19 protein-coding genes and 2 pseudogenes are annotated in these 21724 nt (G+C 71.1%); 9 read left to right on the forward strand and 12 right to left on the reverse strand.

What is annotated here, in order from left to right; translation table 11 throughout:
- The first annotated feature begins 248 nt into the window (after nt 1-248).
- Nucleotides 249-1301, forward strand: coding sequence for a LacI family DNA-binding transcriptional regulator (locus OG206_RS04390; protein ID WP_327112364.1), 1053 nt, complete (start codon nt 249-251; stop codon nt 1299-1301).
- Here the strand turns inward: OG206_RS04390 and OG206_RS04395 are convergent.
- Entirely contained in the window at nt 1270-2175 is a 906-nt protein-coding gene (locus tag OG206_RS04395) for an oxygenase MpaB family protein (protein ID WP_327112366.1), read from the reverse strand. The two genes, OG206_RS04390 and OG206_RS04395, sit on opposite strands and share 32 nt — an antisense overlap.
- A 389-nt stretch (nt 2176-2564) precedes the next feature.
- Between OG206_RS04395 and OG206_RS04400 the strand changes: the two genes are divergently transcribed.
- Nucleotides 2565-3443, forward strand: a complete 879-nt coding sequence (locus OG206_RS04400; protein ID WP_327112368.1) for an oxygenase MpaB family protein — start codon at nt 2565-2567, stop codon at nt 3441-3443.
- Between the two features lie 105 nt (nt 3444-3548).
- On the opposite strand, the gene OG206_RS04405 is transcribed toward OG206_RS04400, so the two are convergent.
- Nucleotides 3549-4181 (reverse strand): TetR/AcrR family transcriptional regulator, encoded by a 633-nt coding sequence (locus OG206_RS04405; RefSeq protein WP_327112370.1) that lies wholly within the window; start codon nt 4179-4181, stop codon nt 3549-3551.
- Between the two features lie 345 nt (nt 4182-4526).
- On the opposite strand from OG206_RS04405, the gene OG206_RS04410 reads away from it, so the two are divergent.
- Nucleotides 4527-5267, forward strand: a complete 741-nt coding sequence (locus OG206_RS04410) for a MerR family transcriptional regulator (RefSeq protein WP_327112372.1) — start codon at nt 4527-4529, stop codon at nt 5265-5267.
- 21 nt (nt 5268-5288) lie between these two features.
- Here the strand turns inward: OG206_RS04410 and OG206_RS04415 are convergent, their stop codons facing one another.
- A complete protein-coding gene (locus OG206_RS04415) occupies nt 5289-7460 on the reverse strand; it encodes a 3-hydroxyacyl-CoA dehydrogenase NAD-binding domain-containing protein (protein ID WP_327112374.1) in 2172 nt (723 codons plus the stop codon).
- Nucleotides 7461-7539: 79 nt separating this feature from the next.
- On the opposite strand from OG206_RS04415, the pseudogene OG206_RS04420 reads away from it, so the two are divergent.
- A pseudogene (locus tag OG206_RS04420) lies at nt 7540-8604 on the forward strand (RNA-guided endonuclease InsQ/TnpB family protein); the annotation flags it as partial.
- A gap of 75 nt (nt 8605-8679) precedes the next feature.
- Here the strand turns inward: OG206_RS04420 and OG206_RS04425 are convergent.
- From OG206_RS04425 to OG206_RS04435, 3 genes are all read right to left on the reverse strand, one after another.
- The gene (locus OG206_RS04425) at nt 8680-9894 is read right to left on the reverse strand and encodes an acetyl-CoA C-acetyltransferase (protein WP_327112376.1); all 1215 of its coding nucleotides are present in this window, start codon (nt 9892-9894) and stop codon (nt 8680-8682) included.
- A 37-nt stretch (nt 9895-9931) separates the two neighbouring features.
- Nucleotides 9932-11074 carry an acyl-CoA dehydrogenase family protein gene (locus OG206_RS04430; RefSeq protein ID WP_327112378.1) on the reverse strand — a complete coding sequence of 381 codons (1143 nt, stop codon included), beginning with the start codon at nt 11072-11074 and terminating at the stop codon, nt 9932-9934.
- A gap of 174 nt (nt 11075-11248) precedes the next feature.
- A complete protein-coding gene (locus OG206_RS04435) occupies nt 11249-12400 on the reverse strand; it encodes a CaiB/BaiF CoA transferase family protein (protein ID WP_327122181.1) in 1152 nt (383 codons plus the stop codon).
- Between the two features lie 206 nt (nt 12401-12606).
- Here OG206_RS04435 and OG206_RS04440 point away from each other — a divergent pair, with 206 nt between their 5' ends.
- Entirely contained in the window at nt 12607-13797 is a 1191-nt protein-coding gene (locus OG206_RS04440) for a saccharopine dehydrogenase family protein (protein WP_327112380.1), read from the forward strand.
- Between the two features lie 29 nt (nt 13798-13826).
- Here the strand turns inward: OG206_RS04440 and mmpA are convergent, their stop codons facing one another.
- The 3 genes from mmpA to OG206_RS04455 form a co-directional block, all read right to left on the reverse strand.
- Nucleotides 13827-13973 (reverse strand): morphogenic membrane protein MmpA, encoded by a 147-nt coding sequence (mmpA, locus tag OG206_RS04445; protein WP_327112382.1) that lies wholly within the window; start codon nt 13971-13973, stop codon nt 13827-13829.
- Between the two features lie 103 nt (nt 13974-14076).
- Complete coding sequence (locus OG206_RS04450; protein ID WP_327112384.1) at nt 14077-14754, reverse strand: endonuclease V; 678 nt, start codon at nt 14752-14754, stop codon at nt 14077-14079.
- Nucleotides 14755-14797: 43 nt separating this feature from the next.
- The gene (locus OG206_RS04455; protein ID WP_327112386.1) at nt 14798-15898 is read right to left on the reverse strand and encodes a WD40/YVTN/BNR-like repeat-containing protein; all 1101 of its coding nucleotides are present in this window, start codon (nt 15896-15898) and stop codon (nt 14798-14800) included.
- A 187-nt stretch (nt 15899-16085) separates the two neighbouring features.
- Here OG206_RS04455 and OG206_RS04460 point away from each other — a divergent pair, with 187 nt between their 5' ends.
- The 4 genes and pseudogenes from OG206_RS04460 to OG206_RS04475 all read left to right on the forward strand — a co-directional run bounded on the left by OG206_RS04460 (nt 16086) and on the right by OG206_RS04475 (nt 19261).
- The gene (locus OG206_RS04460; protein WP_327112388.1) at nt 16086-16502 is read left to right on the forward strand and encodes an SsgA family sporulation/cell division regulator; all 417 of its coding nucleotides are present in this window, start codon (nt 16086-16088) and stop codon (nt 16500-16502) included.
- A gap of 245 nt (nt 16503-16747) precedes the next feature.
- Nucleotides 16748-17071 (forward strand): annotated as a pseudogene (locus OG206_RS04465) (ATP-binding cassette domain-containing protein); the annotation flags it as partial.
- 165 nt (nt 17072-17236) lie between these two features.
- A complete protein-coding gene (locus OG206_RS04470; protein ID WP_327112390.1) occupies nt 17237-18211 on the forward strand; it encodes an acyl-ACP desaturase in 975 nt (324 codons plus the stop codon).
- A gap of 159 nt (nt 18212-18370) precedes the next feature.
- The gene (locus tag OG206_RS04475) at nt 18371-19261 is read left to right on the forward strand and encodes a chitosanase (protein WP_327122182.1); all 891 of its coding nucleotides are present in this window, start codon (nt 18371-18373) and stop codon (nt 19259-19261) included.
- A 112-nt stretch (nt 19262-19373) separates the two neighbouring features.
- On the opposite strand, the gene OG206_RS04480 is transcribed toward OG206_RS04475, so the two are convergent.
- From OG206_RS04480 to OG206_RS04490, 3 genes are all read right to left on the reverse strand, one after another.
- A complete protein-coding gene (locus OG206_RS04480) occupies nt 19374-19628 on the reverse strand; it encodes a WhiB family transcriptional regulator (protein ID WP_327112391.1) in 255 nt (84 codons plus the stop codon).
- A gap of 77 nt (nt 19629-19705) precedes the next feature.
- The gene (locus OG206_RS04485; RefSeq protein ID WP_327112393.1) at nt 19706-20497 is read right to left on the reverse strand and encodes a VOC family protein; all 792 of its coding nucleotides are present in this window, start codon (nt 20495-20497) and stop codon (nt 19706-19708) included.
- A 220-nt stretch (nt 20498-20717) separates the two neighbouring features.
- A complete protein-coding gene (locus tag OG206_RS04490; RefSeq protein WP_327112395.1) occupies nt 20718-21707 on the reverse strand; it encodes a multicopper oxidase domain-containing protein in 990 nt (329 codons plus the stop codon).
- Nucleotides 21708-21724 lie beyond the last annotated feature (17 nt).

Here is a 21724-nt window from a genome sequence, read left to right on the forward strand (position 1 = left end):
CCGTAGGCAGTACCACACTCGGTGCGCATCCACGGGGACCGCCGAGCGGTTCACGCGCGGCCGTTCACCTGTGACCGTGTGAGTGCTCCCGTAGGACCGCGCGAGACCGTGTGAGCCGGGTGAGCCCGAACGGTCCGACGGTCTCCGGCGCGGGCTCGTCCGGCGGGGCGGATAGGCTGGAGCGTCCGTGCCGAACCCGCCGGTTCCAGCCGTTCCCCGCCGGGGCACGCGTGTACGAGGAGCAACCCTTGCCCGACCCGATCCCTGAACCGCAGCGTGACGCACGACCCACCCTGGAAGCGGTGGCGGCCCGCGCCGGGGTGTCCCGGGCGACGGCGTCCCGGGTCGTCAACGGGGGTGCGGGCGTGCGCCAGCCCCTGGTGGACCAGGTGCGCAAGGCGGTCGACGAACTCGGCTACATCCCGAACCACGCGGCGCGGACGCTCGTCACCCGGCGCAACGGCGCCGTCGCGGTGATCATCGACGAACCCGAGTTCCGCGTCTTCTCCGACCCGTTCTTCTCCCGCCAGATACGGGGCATCAGCCGGGAGCTCAACGCGCACGACGCGCAGCTGGTCCTGCTGCTGGTCGAGGGCAGCGGCGACTTCGACCGCGTCACCCGCTATCTGGCCGGCGGGCACGTGGACGGCGTGCTCGCCTTCTCCCTGCACACCGACGACGAACTGCCCTCGATCATCAGGCGGTTCCGGGTCCCCACGGTGTACGGGGGCCGTCCCGAGCACCCCGCGGAGGGCGCCGAGGACACACCCCAGGTGCCGTACGTCGACTGCGACAACCGCGGCGGCGCACGCGAGGCCGTGCGCCATCTGGTCTCGCTCGGCAGACGGCGCATCGCGCACATCGCCGGGCCACGTGACCAGACCTCGGCCCTCGACCGGATCGACGGTTACCACGATGTCCTTCCGGACGCGGGGACGGAGCTGATCACGGACGGCGACTTCACCGTCGAAGGCGGGGCCCGGGCGATGGCGGGCCTGCTGGACGCCCACCCCGATCTGGACGCGGTCTTCGTGTCCAACGACCTGATGGCCTCGGGCGCCTTGCGCGTGCTGCGCGAACGGGGCGTACGCGTGCCGGAGGACGTGGCGGTGGTCGGCTTCGACGACATGACGTCGGTCGCCGTCGCCACCGAACCGCCGCTGACCACGATCCGTCAGGACGTCGAGGGCATGGGCCGGCTGATGGTGCGTCTTCTGATGGAGCGGCTGAACAGTGACACCGGGACATGGCCCGAGTCCGTGGTCACCCCTACGGAGCTGATCCGCCGGGCGTCGGCCTGACGTCTCCCTGCCCCTGCCGCGCTCGCCCGGCCCGCCACGCGGCGCGGGCGGAGCGGGCCCGCGGCAGATAGCGCAGCCGCTCCGGGAGCAGCGGAACGATCGCCCGGACCACCGCCCCGAACCGCCGCAGCCGCCGCTCCTGCCGGGGAGTCCAGTCGAGCCCGATGGCCTCGCGGGCGTCGGGCGGCATCAGTCCGACGGTGATGAAGCGGCGGAACACGGCCAGGGGCGGCAGCAGGAGCGGCCACGCGGCTCGCAGTGCGAGCCGCAGGACGAGCGGCCCCCGGTCGGGGGGCGGTACGCGGGCATCCGCGGCCACCAGCTCCCGCACGACGGTGGTGGCCTCCACCTCGTCGGCCAGCATGGTCCGGTAATAGGGCCAGAACGCCTCGATCGTCGCGGGCATGTCCTCGTCCCTGAGCCCGAGGATGCGGCCGACCTGGAGCCACTCGCGGTACAGGGCGCGCTCCTGCGCCTGTGTGAGCGGGCGGACCAGGTAGCGCGAGGCGTGCTGGTAGACGGGAAACCCCGTGGCGTGGACCCACGCGTAGTTCGCGGGCGTCAGCGCATGGTACCGGCGGCCCCTGGTGTCGGTGCCCTGGATGGTGCGGTGCAGCTTTCTGAGCCTGCGCCCCTCCTCCGCGGCCGCCTCTCCCCCGTACACCCAGAGCTGGAGCGAGCGCAGGGACCGCTCGCCGCGCCCCCACGGGTCGGTGCGGAACACGGAGTGGTCGTCGACTCCGGCGCCGACGGCCGGGTGGGCGACCTGGAGGGTGAGGGCCGCGGGCAGCATGAGCAGGCCCCGGATGTCGCCGGCGAGGCTCCACAGGACTCCGCCCGGCGGGGGCGGGGCGGGGTCTCCCGCGCTGTCCATGCGGGTGCTCCCAGGTGTCGGCGGGACGCGGACCGGTAGGCGGCCCCTTGCCTTCCAGTATGCGATCCCGGGAAGCACGGGCGAGCCGGAGGGGCCGGAGCGGGACGCTCGGCACCTGGTCCGCGCCCACCCCGGCACCCCTCGTGCGCAGGGGTGCCTGCGGTGTTGACGCACCCGATGAAACAAGTCAATAGTATTTGTAACTTTGACGCCCGGGGCGCTCGGGACACCCGGAGAGCCCCGGATACGAAGACCCGTCACATCGCTTGTCCGAACGCCGATTCGTTCTCCCTTCGACGTACCGCCCGAAGCCCGCGACGGCCGCACCGGAGGCCTCCCCCGCGGGTCCGCACCTGAACGGCTCCCGTCCACCGAGGAGGTTGCACACCATGGGCCGCTACAGCCGACTGCGCGAGATCCGCCGGATGGATCCAGCCCGCGACTGCGCCGAGATACTCCGGCTGATGTCGCAGTACGAATTCCCCTGGGACTACCGGCAGGGCATCAGCGTCGCCTTCCTGCGCGACTACGGCGTCCCGAGGATCTCCGTACTCCTCGACCGGACCCAGGAGTTCGAACGCAACGGACAGAAGCGCTACGACGACACCGTCCTGTTCGGCTACGAGATGGCGGCCGAAGGCTTCGACTCGGAGCGGGCGCGGGCGGCGGCCCGTCACCTCAACCGCATCCACGGCAAGTACCGCATCCCGAACGAGGACTACCTCTACGTGCTGGCCACCACGGTGGTCGGCCCCAAACGCTGGATCGACCGCTTCGGGTGGCGTCCCCTGTGCGAGCAGGAGACCGCGGCACTGGCGGAGGTGGGGCGACGCATGGCCGCGATGATGGGCATCGAGGGCGCTCCGGCCACCTACGCGGGCTTCGAGGCACTGCTCGATTCCTACGAGGCCCGGATGTTCGCCTACGATCCGGCGAACCGTCGCGTCGCCAACGCCACCTTCCGGGTCATGGCGGCCTGGTACCCGGCGCCGCTGCGCCCCCTGGTCGCGAGATTCTCGCTCGCCCTGCTGGACGAACCGCTGCTGCGGGCGCTCGGCTTCCCCGCACAGCCCTGGTGGGCACGGGCGGCGGCGGCACGGCTCGTACGCGCACGCTCGCACGGGGTACGCCTGCTCCCCGCCCGGCCACGCTGGATACCTTCCAGGCCTAGGCCCCGCAGCTACCCCTTCGGCTACCGGCTCGACGACCTCGGTCCGCACTGGGCGCAGAGCCGTCCACTGGAACCCCTGCCCGTGGAGACGCCGTGACCCGCCCGAGCCGGAGAGCACCCGCGACGGCGCCGAGCGCGGTTCCTGTCCGGCGGAAGTGGCGCGGAAGGACCCGCGACACCACACACCCGCATCCCGGCCGGCTCAGCGCGCGCTGAGCAGCGGTACCAGGTAGCGCCGGGCGAAGGCGCCCACCTGTTCGTCGTCGTCCAGCTCGAAACAGCTCACCGGGTTGAGGAGGAAGGAGACGGTGATCCGCACCATCAGTTCGGCGACGGGGGTCGGGTCCGTCTCCGGGCGGCCCTCGGCGCGCTGAGCATGACGCAGCCGGTCGGCCAGATAATCACGCATCGCGAGGAAGGCGGGCCCGCTCTCCAGCGTGAGGAAGGGAAGCAGCGTCTCCGGCTCCAGCCGCAACAGACCCCCGACCAGCGGGTGTTCGCGAATGTGCTTGAGCACGGCCACGAAGCCGGCGACGAGCCGGTCCTCGATGGTCGGCAGCGACGCCACGGCCTCGTCGACGTCCGCCACGAAGCGCCGGTACTCGCGGAGCAGACACGCGGAGACCAGACTGTCCTTGTTGCCGATCCGGCGGTACACGGTCACGCGCGAGACCTTGGCCCGCTTGGCCACGTCGTCGACGGTCGAACGACGCAGCCCGAACGTCACGAACTGCTCGCGTGCGGCATCCAGGATCTGTTCGTTCAGCGCGTCGGAAGGTGGGGTGTCGACGAGCGCCCTGGCCAGCAGGGTCTCGTCGGCGCTCCGTGTCGCCATGGGCCCTCCCCGTCCGCGGTTGCGCCTCCACCCTACCGACTGCGCAACAGGGTTACCCCGCCTGCTTCCCTGAACCGCAGGTTCCCCACCCATGCGTACGGATCGACCCGGACGAACTGCGCGGCCAGCGGCGCGACAGGGCGACGACGAAGCCCTCGCCCCAGCCGCCCAGGTCGCCGCAGAGGTGGACGATGAGCGATCCGGCCGCACGCACATGGCGCGGGCCACTTTCACAACAATGGTGAGACAGCAATACTGTTGCGCCTGGGGACGCACAGGCTGCCGCGTGCCGGAGGGAGACCCCCGGAACCCCGCAGGCAGGTGCACCGGCTACGAGGAGCAGGCATGGCGACCGGGACCGAGGAGCCGACGCTGACCGTCGACGAACTGGCGGCGCGCGCGGGGGTGACGGTGCGTACGGTGCGCTTCTACAGCACCCGGGGCCTGCTGCCGCCTCCGGTCATCGGCCCCCGGCGCGTCGGTCACTACGGCCAGGCACACCTCTCCAGGCTGGCTCTCATCGAGGAACTGCAGCACCAGGGCATGACGCTGGCCGCCATCGAGCGCTACCTCCAGCAGCTTCCGCCCGACCTGAGCGCTCAGGATCTCGCGATCCACCGCGCGCTGGTGGCCTCGTGGGCTCCGGACTCCGCGGAGGACGTGGAGCGCGCCGAGCTGGAGCGGCGCGCGGGCCGGACGCTCAGCGAGCAGGACGTGGACCGGCTGGCGGCCATGGGGGTGCTGGAGCGCCCGGAGAAGCCAGGGGGGCCGCTCAGGGTGGACCCGGGCCTGCTGCGGCTCGGGGTGGAACTCCTGGACGTGCCCATCGCGCACGAGACGATCCTGGCGGCGCGCACGGTCCTGCTGGAGCACACCAGGTCGGCCGCCCACGAGCTGACGCGGCTGTTCCGGGACGAGGTGTGGAGCCCCTACCGGGAGCGGGAGTCGGACCCGGAGCACGTGAAGGCGATGAAGTCCCTCTCGGCCCACATGCAGCCGATGGTGCTTCAGGCGCTGCTGACCGCCTTCCAGCGGTCGCTCAAGGAGGAGCTGCGGGCCGCGTTCACCGCCGGTGAGCAGGAGTGAACACGGCCCGCGGGGGCGACGTCAGTCGTGGAACGTCTCGCCCCTGCCCGCCTTCTCCAGCAGGAGTCCGGACGGCAGGAAACGGTCGCCGTAGCGCTCGGCCAGCTGCTGGGCGCGCGCCACGAAGCCGGGCAGGCCGCCCTCGTAACCGTTGATGTACTGGAGCACGCCACCCGTCCAGGCGGGGAAGCCGATACCCATGATGGAGCCGATGTTGGCGTCGGCGACGGTCGTCAGGACGTTCTCCTCCAGGCAGCGGACGCTGTCCAGTGCCTCGGCGAAGAGCATCCGCTCCTTCATGTCCTCGAACGGGATCTCGACGTCCCGGCGCGTGAAGTGCTCGCGGAGTCCCGGCCACAGGGCGCCCCGGCCGCCGTCCTCGCCGTACTCGTAGAAGCCCGCTCCCCCGCTGCGGCCCGGCCGCCCGAACTCGTCGACCATCCGGTCGATGACCTCGTCGGCGGGGTGCGTGGCCCACGTGCCGCCCGCCTCCTCGACGGCGCGGCGGGTCTCGTTGCGGATCTTGCGCGGCAGGGTGAGCGTCAGCTCGTCCATGAGGGAGAGCACCTTGGCCGGGTAGCCGGCCTGTGCCGCCGCCTGCTCGACCGATGCGGGCTCCACGCCCTCGCCGACCATCGCGACACCCTCGTTGATGAAGTGGCCGATGACGCGCGAGGTGAAGAAGCCGCGCGAGTCGTTCACGACGATCGGGGTCTTCTTGATCCGGCGCACCAGGTCGAAGGCCCGCGCGAGGGCTTCGTCGCCGGTCTGCTCGCCCTTGATGATCTCGACGAGCGGCATCTTGTCCACCGGCGAGAAGAAGTGCAGCCCGATGAAGTCCACCGGCCGTTCCACGCCTTCGGCGAGGACGGTGATGGGCAGCGTCGAGGTGTTGGAGCAGAGCAGCGCGTCCGGCTCGACGATTCCCTGGATCTCCTCGAACACCTTGTGCTTGAGCGCGGTGTCCTCGAAGACGGCCTCGATGACGGCGTCGCAGCCCGCGAGGTCGGCCGGGTCACCGGTCGGGGTGATGCGCGCCAGCAGCTCGTCGCGCTTCGCCTCGGTGGTACGGCCGCGGGACAGCGCCTTGGCCAGCAGCTTCTCGCTGTACGCCTTGCCCTTCGCGGCGGCCTCGGCGGACACGTCCTTGAGCACCACGTCGATTCCGGCGCGCGCGCAGGAGTAGGCGATCCCGGCTCCCATCATGCCCGCGCCGAGGACGGCCACCTTGCGCACCGGCCGCTCCGGGACGCCCGCGGGGCGGCTGGCACCGGAATTGACGGCCTGGAGGTCGAAGAAGAACGCCTGGATCATGTTCTTGGCGACCTGGCCGGTGACCAGCTCGGTGAAGTAGCGCGCCTCGATGACCTGCGCGGTCTCGAAGTCGACCTGCGCGCCCTCGACCGCAGCGGCCATGATGTTGCGGGGCGCGGGCATGGGGGCGCCGGCCAGCTGCTTCTTCAGGTTGGCGGGGAAGGCGGGCAGGTTCGCGGCGAATTTCGGGTTCGACGGGGTGCCGCCGGGGATGCGGTAGCCCTTGACGTCCCAGGGCTGCTGCGACTCCGGGTTGGCGTCGATGAAGGCACGGGCCTTGTCGAGCATCTCCTCACGGGTGGCGGCGACCTCGTGGATCAGGCCGTTCTCCAGGGCCCGAGCCGGCGTGTACTGGGTGCCCTGGAGGAGGACCTTCAGCAGCGCGTCCGCGATGCCCATCAGCCGCACGGTGCGGGTGACACCGCCGCCCGCGGGCAGCAGGCCGAGGGTGACCTCGGGCAGGCCGATCCGGGACCCCGGGGAGTCCAGGGCGACGCGGTGGTGGGCTGCCAGCGCGATCTCGTACCCACCGCCGAGGGCGGCGCCGTTGATCGCGGCGACGACCGGCTTACCGAGGGTCTCGATGCGGCGCAGCGACTTCTTGATCGCGGTGCCGGCGTCGAAGGCTGCCTGGGCGTTGTCCGGGCCGATCCGGACCATGTCCTTCAGGTCGCCGCCGGCGAAGAAGGTCTTCTTGGCGGAGGTGTAGATGATGCCCCGGATGGTGTCCTTCTCGGCTTCCGCGCGGTCGGCGACGGCCGCGACGGAGTCCCGGAACGCCTGGTTCATCGTGTTGGCGGACTGGTTGGGGTCGTCGAGTACGAGGGTGACGACACCGGTCTCGTCCTGTTCCCAGCGAATGGTCGTGCTCTCGGTCATCGGAGTCCTTTCATGGATACCCCGGCCTTCAGGCCGGGGAGGAAACGAAAACCTGCGGAGCAGGCAACGGCGAGGTTTCGCCGCCAGGCGAAAGGCCGTACTCCGACCGGCAGGTTCGATCTTTACGCAAAACCCGGCGGTGCTCACCGCGTGGAAGAAGACCGACGAACTGGCGTATCTGAACGATGTGTCGTCGGTGCCGTTGCAGCAGTGCCTGCGGCACCTGCAATCCGGCTTCGCGAACTTCTTCGCCAAGCGGGCCGAATACCCGCGTTTCAAGTCTCGGAAGAAGTCCCGCCGGTCGGCGGAGTACACCACCAGCGGCTTCCGTTACCAGGACGGCCGTCTCACTCTCGCGAAGATGAAGGACCCGCTGGACATCGTGTGGTCGCGGCCCCTGCCCGAGGGTGCTTTGCCGTCCACGGTGACGGCGTCGCAGGATCCGGCGGGGCGCTGGTTCGTGTCGGTGCTCGTCGAAGACCCCTCGGTGAAGGCGTTGCCCACCGTGGACGCTGCGGTCGGCATCGACGTGGGCCTCACCACCCTGATGACCCTGTCGACCGGAGAGAAGGTTTCGAACCCCAGGCATGAGCGTCGCGACCGGGCCAGCCTGGCGAAAGCGCAGCGAAACCTGTCCCGGAAGGCGAAGGGCTCCAGCAATCGGGCGAAGGCCCGGATGAAGGTTGCCAAGGTGTACGCCCGGATCGCCGACCGGCGCCGGGATCACCTGCACAAGCTGACCACTCGACTCGTGCGTGAAAACCAAACGCTCGTGATCGAGGATCTGAACGTACGCAACATGGTCAGAAACCGTTCGCCGGCCCGCGCCATCAGCGATGCGTCGTGGGCCGAGTTCCGCACCATGCTGGAGTACAAGGCCGGGTGGTACGGGCGGGACGTGGTGGTGGTTGACCGCTTCTTCCCCTCGTCGAAGCTGTGCTCGAACTGCGGCACCCTCCAGGGCGAGATGCCGCTGAACGTCCGCACCTGGACATGCGCGTGCGGTGCCCGTCACGACCGTGACGTGAACGCCGCGAAGAACCTGAAGGCCGCCGGACTGGCGGTTACAGCCTGTGGAGCTGGTGTAAGACCCGACCGGCGTACGCCGGACGGGCAACCGGTGATGAAGCAGGAAAGCCGGCGGGCGACCGCTGGAATCCCCTCCCGTCAGGGAGGGGAGGAAGTCAATTGCTCGTCTTCTCCGCAGGAAGGGGAACGGTCAGAGACGCTCGACGACGGTGGCGACGCCCATGCCGCCGCCGACGCAGAGGGTGGCGAGCCCGTAGCGCTTGTCCTGGCGCTCCAGCTCGTCGATGAGCATGCCGAGGATCATCGCGCCGGTCGCGCCGAGGGGGTGGCCGAGCGCGATGGCGCCGCCGTTGACGTTGACCTTGTCGAGGGAGAGGCCCATGTCCCGCACGAAGCGCAGGACGACTCCGGCGAACGCCTCGTTGATCTCGACGAGGTCGATGTCGTCGATGGTGAGCCCGGCCTTGGCCAGCGCCTTGCGGGTCGCGGGGGCCGGTCCGGTGAGCATGATGGTCGGCTCGGAGCCGGAGACGGCCGCGGAGACGATCCGGGCGCGGGGGGTGAGCCCGTAGCGCTCGCCGGTCTCCTTCGACCCGATGGCGACGAGGGCCGCCCCGTCGACGATGCCGGAGGAGTTGCCCGCGTGGTGGACGTGGTCGATCTTCTCGACCCAGTGGTACTTCTGCAGAGCCACGGCGTCGAAGCCGCCCATCTCGCCGATCGCGGCGAACGAGGGCTTGAGGCCGGCGAGCGAGTCCGCCGTGGTGCCGGGGCGCATGTGCTCGTCGTGGCCGAGAACGAGGAGGCCGTTGCGGTCCCTGACGGGGACGACGGAACGGGCGAAGCGCTCCTCCTTCCACGCCGTGGCGGCGCGCTCCTGCGACAGCGCCGCGTACTCGTCGACGTCGCGGCGGGAGAAGCCCTCGATGGTCGCGATGAGGTCGGCGCCGATGCCCTGGGGGGCGAAGCCGGTCTCGAAGCTGGTCATCGGGTCCATGGCCCAGGCGCCGCCGTCCGACCCCATCGGCACGCGGGACATCGACTCGACGCCGCCGGCGAGGACGAGGTCCTCCCAGCCCGAACGGACCTTGGCGGCCGCGAGGTTGACGGCCTCCAGACCGGAGGCGCAGAAGCGGTTCTCCTGTACGCCCGCCACGGAGTCCGGCAGTCCGGCGGCGATCGCGGCGATACGGGCGATGTCGGAACCCTGGTCGCCCAGCGGGCTGACGACGCCGAGCACGATGTCGTCGATGGCCGCCGGGTCCAGGTCCGGGAAGCGTCCCCGGATCTCGTGGATGAGGCCGACGACGAGATCGATCGGCTTGGTGCCGTGCAGGGCTCCGTTGGCCTTGCCGCGGCCGCGCGGGGTGCGGATCGCGTCGTAGACGAATGCTTCGGTACTCAAGGCAGCTGCCTTTCGGGGTCGGTGCTGGGCGGGGAGGTCAGGCGAGCAGGGAGCGGCCGATGATCTCCTTCATGATCTCGGTCGTCCCGCCGTAGATGGTCTGGATGCGGCCGTCGGTGAAGGCCTTCGCGACCCGGTACTCCGTCATGTAGCCGTAGCCGCCGTGAAGCTGGAGACACCGGTCGGCCACGCGCTTCTGCAGTTCGGTGGCCCACCACTTGGCCATCGACGCGTGCACGGCGTCGAGCGTCCCCTCGGAGTGGTCGACGATGCACCGGTCGAGGAAGGCCCGGGTGACGGCGCACTCGGTGGCCATCTCGGCGATCTCGAACCGGATGTGCTGGAGCGTGGAGAGCGGACGTCCGAAGGCCTCGCGCTCCTTGACGTAGTCGGTGGTGATCTCCAGGAGGTGTTCGGCGGCGGCGATGCCGGCGACCGCTATGCCCATGCGTTCCTGGGCCAGGTTGGTCATGAGGTGCAGGAACGCGCCGTCGCGTTCGCCGAGGAGGTTGTCCTTGGGGACGCGTACGTCGTCGAAGAACAGTTCGGCGGTGTCCTGGGACTTCTGGCCGATCTTGTCCAGGTTGCGCCCCCGCTCGAAGCCCTCGGCGCCGCGTTCGACGACGAGCAGGGAGAGGCCCTTCGCGCCGCCCTCGGGTGTCGTCCTGGCCACGACGACGACGAGGTCGGCGAGGATGCCGTTGGAGATGAAGGTCTTCGAACCGTTGAGGAGCCAGTGGTCTCCCCTGTCCTCCGCCGAGGTGCGGATGCCCTGGAGGTCGGAGCCCGCGCCCGGTTCGGTCATGGCGATGGCGGTGATGGTCTCGCCGCTGCAGAACCCGGGCAGCCAGCGGCGCTTCTGCTCCTCGGTGGCGAGGCCGGTGAGATAGGGGCCGATGATGTCGTTGTGGAGTCCGAGCGCGAGCCCGGAGACCCCGGCCCGGGTGAACTCCTCGGCAAGCACGGCGCTGTAGCGGAAGTCCGTGGTGCCGCCGCCGCCGTACTCCTCGGGCACGGCGAGGCCGAGGAGTCCCTGGCGGCCCGCCGCGAGCCAGGCGTCACGCGAGACGATGCCGTCCTGCTCCCACTGCTCGTAGTACGGGAGGACCTCCTTCGACAGGAAGGTGCGGACCGTCCCGCGGAACGCGTCGTGCTCTTCGGTGAAGATCTGCCGTTGCACTTCAAGCCCCCTGGAGCCAGTTCTTGACGGTGGAGATCGGGCGCGCCGGACCGGTTCCGGCGGACGTGGCGTCGGCCGTGGTCACCGCGGCCCCGCGGAGCCCGACGCGGTGATCGCGGAGCCGTTCGCGTCGACGCGGTGATCGCGCGCGGTCCGGCGGCACGGAGCGTTCCATCAGCCGGTCGCTTCCTTCCCGTGTACCCGCAGGCCCGGCAGGTCCCAGTCCGCGGCGACGGCCTCGGTGTCCGCCCCCGGCAGCGCGGGGCCGCTCCGGACGGAGACGGGTGTCACGGAGAAGCGGGGCGCGGGGGCGGGCTGGGTGAGGCCGCTGTGCTCCACATAGGTGGCCCGGGCCGCGAGGTGGGGGTGGCCGGGGGCTTCGCGGAGCGAGAGCACGGGGGCCGTACAGGCGTCGGTGCCCTCGAAGATCGTGGTCCACTCGGCGCGGGTACGGGTACCGAACCGGTCGGCGACGCGTGCGCGCAGCGCTTCCCACTGTCCGGGCTCGTTGCGGTCGGGCGCGTCGTCGCCGAGTTCCAGGAGCGTGGCGAACTCGTCGTAGAACCTGGGCTCCAGGGGTCCGACCGCCATGTACTGGCCGTCAGCGGTGGCGTAGCAGCCGTAGAAGGGGCAGCCGCCGTCGAGGAGGTTGGCGCCGCGCCGGTCCTGCCAGCTGCCGGCCGCCAGCATGCCGTGGATCATCGTGGCGAGGTGGGCGGCGCCGTCGACGATCGCCGCGTCGACGACCTGGCCCGTCCCCTCGGGCGTACGGGCATGCTGGAGGGCGGCGAGCACGCCGACGACGAGGTAGAGCGAGCCGCCCGCGTAGTCGCCGACGAGGTTGGCCGGCACGGTCGGCGGCTCGCCGGACCCGCCGATCATGGACAACGTGCCGCTGAGGGCGATGTAGGCGATGTCGTGTCCCGCCCGGTCGGCCAGCGGCCCGTCCTGGCCCCAGCCGGTCATCCGCCCGTACACGAGCCGCGGGTTGCGTGCCAGACAGGCCTCGGGCCCCACCCCCAGGCGTTCGGCGACGCCCGGCCGGTAGCCCTCGATCAGCACGTCGGCGCGCTCGACGAGGTCGAGCACCTGCCCCGGCCCGTCCTCGGCCTTGAGGTCGACGAGGACGGAACGCTTGTTGCGGTTGGTGAGGTCGAAGGCCGGATCGATGCCGAGCACCGAACCCCCCGGGCGGTCGACCCGCACCACATCGGCGCCGAGGTCGGCGAGGAGCATCGCGGCGAACGGACCCGGGCCGATGCCCGCCAGTTCGACGACGCGCACCCCGGTCAGGGGGCCTTGCGACCCGAGCCCTGTCGTTGTCATCAAGCCCCCAACGGTATGACACAACTGATGTAACATCGATGATGCTAAGAACCGGCCGCACTCCGCACAACCCTTTTGGCCGAGCAAGCGCTTAGTTCTTTCTCCCGGGATCCTCTCGCACCGAAGCCCTCCCGGCCGCACGGCGCCACGAACACCTCGGCTACCCTCTGCCTGCCACATCGGCACCGGCCCCCGCGGAGGCACTCATGAACAGGCAGAACGAGGCAGAACGCCCTTACGACGTGGTCCTTTTCGGAGCTACCGGCTTCGTGGGGGCACTCACGGCCGAATATCTCGCCGCCCACGCACCGGACAGCTGCCGCTGGGCCCTGGCGGGCCGCGACGGCGCCAAGCTGGAACAGCTGCGCGACCGCCTCGCCGCGGACCACCCGCACTGCGCGGACCTCCCGCTGCTGACGGCGGACGCCGACGACGGCGAGGCCCTGCGCGAACTGGCGCGCTCGGCACACGTGGTGGCCTCGACGGTCGGCCCGTACGTCTGGTACGGCGAGAAACTGGTCGCCGCCTGCGCGGACTCGGGCACGGACTACGCGGACCTCACGGGCGAGGCCGAGTTCGTCGACCGGATGTTCCTGGAGCACGACGCCCGGGCCCGCGAGACGGGCGCCCGCCTCGTGCACGCCTGCGGATTCGACTCCGTGCCCCACGACCTCGGCGCCTACTTCACGGTCCAGCAGCTCCCCGAGGGCGTACCCCTCACCGTAGACGGTTTCGTACGCACCGACGCGGTCTTCTCGGGCGGTACGCTCGCCTCCGCCCTCACCGCCATGGGGCGAGGCCCGCAGATGCTGCGCGCCGCCAGGGAACGCAGGCTGCACGAACCACGGATCGTCGGCCGCCGCGCCCGCGCCCCGCAGGGTTCACCGCACTTCAGCCCGGAGACGGGCACCTGGGCCCTGCCTCTGCCCACCCTGGACCCGCGCGTCGTGGAGCGCTCGGCGCGGGCGCTGGAGCGCTACGGACCCGACTTCCGCTACCGGCACTTCGCCTCGGTCAAGCGCCTGCCGATGGCGCTCGGCGGCACCGCGGCCGTGGGCCTGCTGCTGGGAGCCGCCCAGATACCGGCGGCGCGGAGCTGGCTGTCGGGCCGGGTCGAGCCGGGCACGGGCCCGGACGAACGGCGCAGGCGGCGCAGCTGGTTCACGGTCCGTTTCGTCGGGGAGGGCGGCGGACGGCGGGTGTTCACCGAGGTGTCGGGCGGCGATCCGGGCTACGGCGAGACGGCGAAGATGCTGGCCGAATCGGCGCTCTCGCTCGCCCTGGACGAGCTGCCGGCGACGTCGGGCCAGGTCACGACCGCCGTGGCCATGGGCGATGCGCTCCTGGAGCGGCTGAAGGCCGCCGGACTGCGCTTCCGGGTCGCGGCGGTGCGCTGACCGCCGGCGGGCCGGGCGTGGCCCGGGGGTCAGCTCATCCAGGACGCCAGCGTGACAACCATGGACACGGTCCAGGCGGCTCCCGCGAGGACGCCCAGGGTCATGCCCACGGCGACGCCGCGCTGGGAGAGACGTACGGTTCCGGTGCTCATCTGCGGTGCGTGGTGGTCGATCATGTGTACCAGCCTGCCCCTGATGTTCGACGAGGAACATCCGTACATGTACTCACTTGGCAACAGAACCGCCCCGCCCTTGCCTCGGCACCCGCCCGAGCCGCCGTCAGCCGACCGCCTCCCGGAGTGCCGAGCGGCACAGCGCGTCGGCCCGGCGGGTGGTCTCCGGCTGGCGGAAGTCCCGGGCCAGCGCGAGCGTGTGAGCGCATGCGCCGGCCAGATCGGTGCGGTGGCCGACGGAGACGAACACGGGCTTCGTGCCGTCCTGCGTGCGCACGGCGCGCCCCACCTCCTCGTCCCCGTCCAGGAGCGGGGTGAAGTCGCCCCGCAGCGGACCCGGTTCCTCGTAGCGGAAGGTGAAGGGGTTCTTCGCCACGCCGATGACGGGCAGGCCGGTGAGGACGCCGAGGTGGCTCGCGAGCCCGAACCTGCGCGGGTGAGCCCTCCCGTAGCCGTCGCAGACGACGAGCCCGGGATCCACCGGCAGCCCCTCCAGCGCGGTCAGCACGGCCGGGAGCTCCCGGAAGGCAAGGAGCCCCGGGATGTACGGAAACGTCACGCGGCCCTCGGCGGTCGACTCGGCGACCACCTCCAGGGTCGCGGCGTCCAGGACGACGGCCGCCGCGACCACGAGGTCCCGCTCGTCGTCGTAGGCCACGTCGACCCCGGTGACCAGGCCGGCCCCCGGCGGCGGTCCCTGCTCGTCCAGTACCACGCGGGGCCGCAACGCGTCCTGCACGGCGCGGGCCTCGGCCTCGTCGGCGGGCATCCGGAATGTCGTCATGGCGGGTCATCCTAAGGGCTGCCCCCGCTCCGCACGCCGGACCTCACCGCCCCGGGTGCCGGCCGAGCCGTGCGACCCGCCCCTTCTCTCCCGAGGCCCAGCAGCCGCCGTCCGCAGCGCAGTCCACGGTGTCGTACGAGCCGGTGTCCACCGTCCGCCAGGTGCGACCGCCGTCCCGCGTGACATCGGTACCGGTGGGGCCGACGGCCAGTGCCGACCGCCGGCTGTGCGGCAGCCACGCGACGCCCGAACGGTAGGCCGGCGGCGGGGTGGTCGCGCGCCGCCAGGTCCGTCCGGCGTTCGCGGTGACGGCCGCCGCGTCCGGCGACGCCTGGTCGGCCCGGTAGTCGCCTCCGACGGCGATGCCGTGTGCCCGGTCGCGGAAGGCGAGACCGAACACCCCTCGCGCGGGGTCCCCCGCGGGGATGCCCGACCGCGCCTCGGCCCACGTCAGCCCACGGTCCCCGGAGTGCAGGATCCGGGCGGTCGCCGCGCCCCCGGTGGCCAGCCAGACATCCCTGCCGCCCGCGCTGGCGAGGCACTGGCCGCTCGCCGCGAACCCGGCCTCGCCGGGCTGGGCCGCCGGCATCCCGGCAGCGGGCAGCACACGCCAACTGCGGCCGCCGTCCGAGGTGGACAGGATGCGGAACCTTCCGTCCACCGGGTCGCTCATCGCGAGCCCGTGACGGCTGTCGAAGAACGTCAGGCAGTCGTAGAAGGCCCGGGAGTCGGCGTTGCGGAAGGACTCCGTCCAGGTTTTTCCTCCGTCGCCGGTACGGAAGACCCGGGACGCCTCCCCCTCGCCGATGGCCAGGGCCACCGCCCTGCGCCGGTCGAAGGCCTCGATGTCACGGAACTCCAGACCGTCCGCGCCGGCCGGCGACACGTCGCGCCAGCGCCTCCCGCCGTCCTCGGTGCGCAGCACCGTGCCCCCGGCCCCCGCGACCCAGGCGGCGTCGCGGTCCACGGCGGCGAGGCCGCGGAACCGTGGGTCCGCCCCGGTGGCCGTGAGCTCCCACACGGGCGTCCCATGACGGTGCTTCACCTCCCCGGCCTGCGCCGACGGTGCGGCGAACGCGGCGGCAACCGCCGCCCCGCAGAGTCCCAGTGCCACCAGCAGTCTCGTCTTCCGCATGGCCCTCATGGCGCTGGAAGCTAACCCACCCCGCTGCGGGCGTCCAGGGTGCGGGGTGTGAAACGGGGCAGTCGACCGAGGGGAGGACCGCCGGGCGGTGACGCAGCTCACGCTGCCGGGCAGTGCACGGACGGAGAAGTTCCGTCGTCTACTCCCATGGCGGGAGCCGTTCGTCCGAGGCGAGAGGGAGCAGGTCTTGTCCAGCGTTATCGAGCAGTCCGTGCAGGCCCGCATGGTCGCATCCGCGCCGCGGATGGAGACCCTGCCCGCGACTCTGCACTACGACCGCGGGGACCCCTTCGCCGTCCGCATGGCGTTCCCGGCGCCGGCGACCCTAGAAGGCACCGAGGTGTCCTGGGAGTTCTCCCGCGAGCTCCTGGCCACCGGGATGGACGCCCCCGCGGGTGTCGGTGACGTCAGAGTCCGGCCGTTCGGATACGACCGCACGGTGCTGGAGTTCCACGCCGTCGAAGGCATCGCCATGGTGCACGTGCGGACGGCCGAGCTGCGCCGCTTCCTGAAGCGCGCGCAGGAACTCGTCCCGGTGGGCGACGAGTACCGGTTCCTCGATCTCGACGGTGATCTGACGGATCTCCTCGGCGGGGCCTGCTGAGGCGGGACCCGGCCGGAATTCGGTTGCGGGCCGCGGCAGCCGCTCGTGACGTCGTCGGAGTCCTTGTTGTCGCCGGACCGGAGAAGGACGTTGCTCCACATCTGAGGTGTCCGTCACCGCGCCGCGCACCCGACGTGCGCGCGCCCTGTGCGACCCCTGATGTCCGAGCCGTTCTCCGTGAGCCACCGACACAACAGGGAGACTCCTGTGCCCCCACCCACCAGCCGCGTCCTCGATAGCGCCCATCGTTCGCCTGGCCCGACGGACGGACCGTCCTCGACGGCTTCGACCTGTCCGCGGGTCCCGGCCGGTCCGGTCTCATCGGCCTCAACGGCTGCGGCAGATCCACCCTTCTGCGGCTCGTCGCGGGTGAACTCATCCCGTCGGCCGGACGCCTCACCACGACGGGCGACGTGGGCCACCTCCCGCAGGATCTCGTCCTGGACACCTCGCGCCGGGTGGACGAGGCGCTGGGCATCGCCGCGAAGAGGGCCGCGCTCGATGCCATCGCGCTCCTGCCTGCCCGCCCGCCGGTCCTGCTCCTCGACAAGCCCACCAACAACCTCGACCAGAGGACCGACTTGTCGTCTCCGCAGGGCCCTGAGCTGCATTGATAACCGTACGTGAGCGAGCACAGCGAGGACCGGGCTTGGCTGCGGCCTTACCGCCGCCTTAACCTACGGTCACGTAACCTACGAAGCCGTAGGTAATCCTCCCGTCCCCAGGAGCTCCCCGTGACGATCACCTCTCCCCACCCCGGCAGTTCGAAGGCGTGGACCGACGCCCAGCTGCTGTACGCACTGGAGGAGGTGGTGGAGAAGGAACTCAACCGCCATCTCAAGGTCGCCAAGGCGTGGATGCCCCACGAGTACGTGCCGTTCTCCGACGGCCGGAACTTCCCCGGCGTCTTCGAGGACGGCGAGGCATGGGAGTCCGGCCAGTCCAAGGTCACCGACATCGGGCGGATCGCCCTCGTCGTGAACCTGCTGACCGAGGACAACCTCCCCAGCTACCACCACGAGATCGCCTCCCTCTTCGGGCGCGACGGCGCCTGGGGCACCTGGGTCCACCGCTGGACCGCGGAGGAGGGCAGGCACGGCATCGTGATGCGCGACTACCTGCTCACCTCCCGCGCCGTGGACCCGGACAAGCTGGAGGAGTTCCGCATGACGCACATGGCGGAGGGCTTCGAGTCCGACAACCGCCACTCCATGCTGCACTCCGTGGCGTACGTCGCCTTCCAGGAGCTCGCGACCCGTGTCTCGCACCGCAACACCGGCCACCAGTCGGGCGACCCCGTCTGCGACCGCATGCTGGCGCGGATCGCGACCGACGAGAACCTGCACATGGTCTTCTACCGCAACCTGCTGGCCGCCGCGTTCGAGCTCGCGCCGGACCTGACGATGGAAGCGGTGCGGGACGTGGTCGTCAACTTCCGCATGCCCGGCCACGGGATGCCCGGATTCGAGCGGGCCGCCGCGCAGATGGCGATCGGCGAGATCTACAACATCCGCATCCACCACGACGACGTGATCCAGCCCGTGCTGCGCTACCTGAAGGTGCTCGACATCGACGGTCTCGGCCCCGAGGGCCTGAAGGCCCAGGAGGAGCTCGGCCTCTACATGAGCGGCCTGGACAGCGAGGCGTCGAAGTTCGACGAGAAGCTGGCGGCACGCAAGGCCCGCTTGGCGGCCCGCGCCCAGGCCTGACACCGGCCGGACCTGACACATCCCGGGCCGGCCGCCCTCCGGCCCGGGATCCGCTCCCCGAACCGCGGCGAGAGGCGGCGCACGCTCCTGCGTGCGCCGCCTCTCCGGTTGAGCCACCCCCACGGCCTCACGGAACGTATTCTCGTCCGGGTGAAACCTGTGACCCGCCTTGTTCTCATCGGCGCGCCGATAGCCATCGTTGCTTCGATCATTCTCAACAGTGGTGACTCCGAGCCACCCACCGTGGTCCAGCAGGCCGCCGGAGCCACGGACGAGAACACGGAAACGCGCGGAGCGGACGAGGAGACGGACGAGAGCGCGGAGCGGATCGCGTCGCTGCCACCCGGCCTCGCCGCTCCCGCGATGAAGGAGACCGCGTCCCGGCTGGTGTCCAGCGCCGAGGCGTCCACCCTGGACTGGCGCAGCCGGTACGGGGCGATCGACGACATCGGCGACGGCACGGGCTACACGGCGGGGATCATCGGATTCTGTTCCGGGACCAACGACATGCTCCAGCTGGTCGAGTCCTACACCGAGGGCCACCCGGACAATCCGCTCGCGCGCTTCCTCCCCGCCCTGCGCGAGGTGGACGGAAGCGACTCGCACGAGGGGCTGGATCCGGGCTTCACCGACGCGTGGCGCGAGGCCGCCGACGACCCGGCGTTCCGGAAGGCGCAGGACCGCACGCGCGACAGGCTGTACTTCGAGCCCGCGGTCAGGCTGGCGAAGCTGGACGGCCTCGGCACCCTGGGCCAGTTCGTCTACTACGACGCGATGGTGCTGCACGGACCCGGCGTCGGGGCCGACGGCTTCTACGGCATCCGCGACGCCGCGATGGCGTCCGCGGACACGGTCGCGGAGGGCGGCGACGAGAAGGCGTACCTGAACGCCTTCCTCGACGAGAGCAGGTCGGCGATCAAAGCGCGGAAGGTGCAGCGCGACACGACACGGATCGACACCGCGCAGCGGGTGTTCCTGCGTGAGGGAAACCTCGGCCTGGAGAAGCCGCTGGTGTGGCAGGTGTACGGCGAGACCTTCCGCATGGGCTGACGGGCGGGCGGGCGGCGGGCGCACCCGGAGCCCTCACCCCGTCCGGACCGCGGCACGGGGTGTGCCGGGGGCCGGCGGAGGGCCCCCGATCGTGCCCGGTTCGGGCCGGCGGTCAGCTCGCGTCGCGGCGGCCTCTGCGCATCCGCTCCCGCTCCTTCTCGGAGAGCCCGCCCCAGACGCCGAAACGCTCGTCGTGGGTGAGTGCGTACTCGAGGCAGGCCGTGCGGCCCTCGCAGGCGTTGCACAGCTGCTTGGCCTCGCGGGTGGAGCTTCCGGGTGCGGGGAAGAAGAACTCGGGCCCGGCCTGGGCGCACAGCGCCGTCTCCTGCCAGGGGAGCTCTTCGGTCGTCATGGTGTTGATCGGCATGAGAGACACGGTGCCCTGTCGCGATAAACAGGTGATCAACGATCGCTCGACGTCCGCGCCCGACGGCCGTGTGCGGGTCAGGGCATCGGTGCGGGCTTGATGATCGCGAACGCCGCGCCCGCCGGGTCGGCGAGGGTGGCGATCCGGCCGACCTGCTGGACATCGGTGGCGGGCATGGTCACCGTGCCGCCGAGGCGCTCCGCGTCGGCGACCGCCGCGTCGGCGTCCTCCACCGCGAAGTACGGCAGCCAGTGCGGTCCGGCCGCTGCCCGGTCCTTCGCCTGGTCGAGGGGCACGAGCCCGCCGAACGACGACATGTCGTCCTCGGTGCCGGCGGGACGGATCATGGTGTACGAGCCGCCGGGATACTGCATCGCCCCGGTCTGCCACCCGAAGACCGTCTGGAAGAACGCGGCAGCCGCCGGTACGTCGGGGGTGTACAGCTCGGTCCAGACCAGGGCGCCCGGCTCCATGATCACGCCGAGGCCGGTGTTCGTGCCGGGCTGCCACACCCCGAAGTAGGCCCCCGCACTGTCGGTGAAGCCGCCCATGCGCCCGTAGTCCAGCACGTCCATCGGAGCGAACGCCGCTCTGCCGCCCGCCAGCTCGACCGTCCGCGCCGTCGCATCGGCGTCGGGGGTCTGGAAGTAGACGGACCACGCGGGTTTGCCCTGCTCCTTGGACACGGTCATGACGCCCGCGACCGTGCGCTCCCTCAGCCGGTACATCCCGTACCCACCGGTCTCGGGGCCGCCGGGCACCAGCTCCCAGCCGAAGAGGCCCTTGTAGAAGGCCGTGGCCTCGTCGATGTCGGGGGTACCCAGGTCGATCCAGTTGGGGGCGCCGGTCTCGAAGGACGGGTCGAGCATGGTGTGCTCCTCGGGCGTGTCACGTGGACCCGCGCGCCTCGTGGCACGGGCCTTCCCACCCCCTCCGAGTCTTGCACCGGGCGCTGACAACCGCAGCCCCGCCGCACCCGAAGCCCGGAGGTGCGGGCGCCCGCCCGCACCTCCGGGACCACCCGCGCGTCCCGCCGGGCAGCCGTCAGGTCCGCGCCGTGGCGGGACCGCACCGGCCCCGCCACGGCCCTCAGTGCTCGTGCGCCTCGGCCGCACCCGCCGCGTGGTGCGGCGGGTCGTATCCGGGGACCGTGCCGTCGGCCTTGGCGACCAGCAGCAGCCCGGCCATCCCCATGTCGGAGTGGCTCTGGACGTGGCAGTGGTACATCCAGGCGCCCGCCCCCACGTGTTCACCGGCGATGACCTGGAAGCCGAACGACTCGGCGGGTCCGCAGATCTTCGTGTCGACGACGCGGCTGGGGTCGTCCGGGCCGGTGAGCAGGCCCGTCCTGTTGTCGGCCCAGCGGTGCCCGTGGATGTGGAACGTGTGGTAGTACTCACCGTGCGTGATCATCACGACCTCGACCCGGTCGCCCACCGTCGCCTCGAAGTTCGGGGCCTCGTGGGCCGCCTTGTTGTTGATCGTCATGTCGTTGAAGACGATGGTGATCGTCTTGTCCGGCAGGACGTCGCCCTTGCGCCGCACGACGAGCGGGCCGTACAGACCCTTGCGGATGCCCCCGGTGCCGTGGTCCGTACCGACGACGTGGTCGTGGTAGTGCCAGTAGCCCGCGCTCCCCGCCTGCCAGGTGCCGTCCTTGCGGCGGCCGGGGGCGTGCGTGCGCCAGGTGTAGGTGCGCGTGCCGCCGGGTTCGACGTGGCTCCGGTTCATGCGGGTGCCGTCACTGGCGATGTCGTAGTCCACGCCGTGGACGTGGAGGCTGGCGTCGACGTCCGTGGTGTTCTCGAATTCGATGTGCAGCGTGTCGCCCTCGACGATCTCGATGAGCGGGCCCGGGACCGACGCCTTGCCCTTCTCGAAGCCGTAGCCCATCGACCCGTCCGCCAACTTCTCGGCGTACAGCTTGAGATGGCGTACGACTCCTCCGGCGGGCGCGGTCTTCGCCGGGTTCTCCGCCGAGGTGGCCTGGACCGCTCCCAGTGACATCGATGTCACACCGGTCGCCGCCGCAACGCCGCCGCCCACGAGCATCCGGCGGTTGAAGGTCCTTCGGTCCATGTCGAACTCCCCACTGA

The organism is Streptomyces sp. NBC_01341 (assembly GCF_035946055.1).
Classification (GTDB): domain Bacteria; phylum Actinomycetota; class Actinomycetes; order Streptomycetales; family Streptomycetaceae; genus Streptomyces.

Bases quoted from the DNA above. Each gene is read 5' to 3' on its own strand.
- OG206_RS04395 (WP_327112366.1), bottom strand. From the start codon at position 2,175: ATGGACAGCGCGGGAGACCCCGCCCCGCCCCCGCCGGGCGGAGTCCTG.
- OG206_RS04400 (WP_327112368.1), top strand. From the start codon at position 2,565: ATGGGCCGCTACAGCCGACTGCGCGAGATCCGCCGGATGGATCCAGCC.
- OG206_RS04405 (WP_327112370.1), bottom strand. From the start codon at position 4,181: ATGGCGACACGGAGCGCCGACGAGACCCTGCTGGCCAGGGCGCTCGTC.
- OG206_RS04410 (WP_327112372.1), top strand. From the start codon at position 4,527: ATGGCGACCGGGACCGAGGAGCCGACGCTGACCGTCGACGAACTGGCG.
- OG206_RS04415 (WP_327112374.1), bottom strand. From the start codon at position 7,460: ATGACCGAGAGCACGACCATTCGCTGGGAACAGGACGAGACCGGTGTC.
- OG206_RS04435 (WP_327122181.1), bottom strand. From the start codon at position 12,400: ATGACAACGACAGGGCTCGGGTCGCAAGGCCCCCTGACCGGGGTGCGC.
- OG206_RS04440 (WP_327112380.1), top strand. From the start codon at position 12,607: ATGAACAGGCAGAACGAGGCAGAACGCCCTTACGACGTGGTCCTTTTC.
- mmpA (WP_327112382.1), bottom strand. From the start codon at position 13,973: ATGATCGACCACCACGCACCGCAGATGAGCACCGGAACCGTACGTCTC.
- OG206_RS04450 (WP_327112384.1), bottom strand. From the start codon at position 14,754: ATGACGACATTCCGGATGCCCGCCGACGAGGCCGAGGCCCGCGCCGTG.
- OG206_RS04455 (WP_327112386.1), bottom strand. From the start codon at position 15,898: ATGAGGGCCATGCGGAAGACGAGACTGCTGGTGGCACTGGGACTCTGC.
- OG206_RS04480 (WP_327112391.1), bottom strand. From the start codon at position 19,628: ATGCCGATCAACACCATGACGACCGAAGAGCTCCCCTGGCAGGAGACG.
- OG206_RS04485 (WP_327112393.1), bottom strand. From the start codon at position 20,497: ATGCTCGACCCGTCCTTCGAGACCGGCGCCCCCAACTGGATCGACCTG.
- OG206_RS04490 (WP_327112395.1), bottom strand. From the start codon at position 21,707: ATGGACCGAAGGACCTTCAACCGCCGGATGCTCGTGGGCGGCGGCGTT.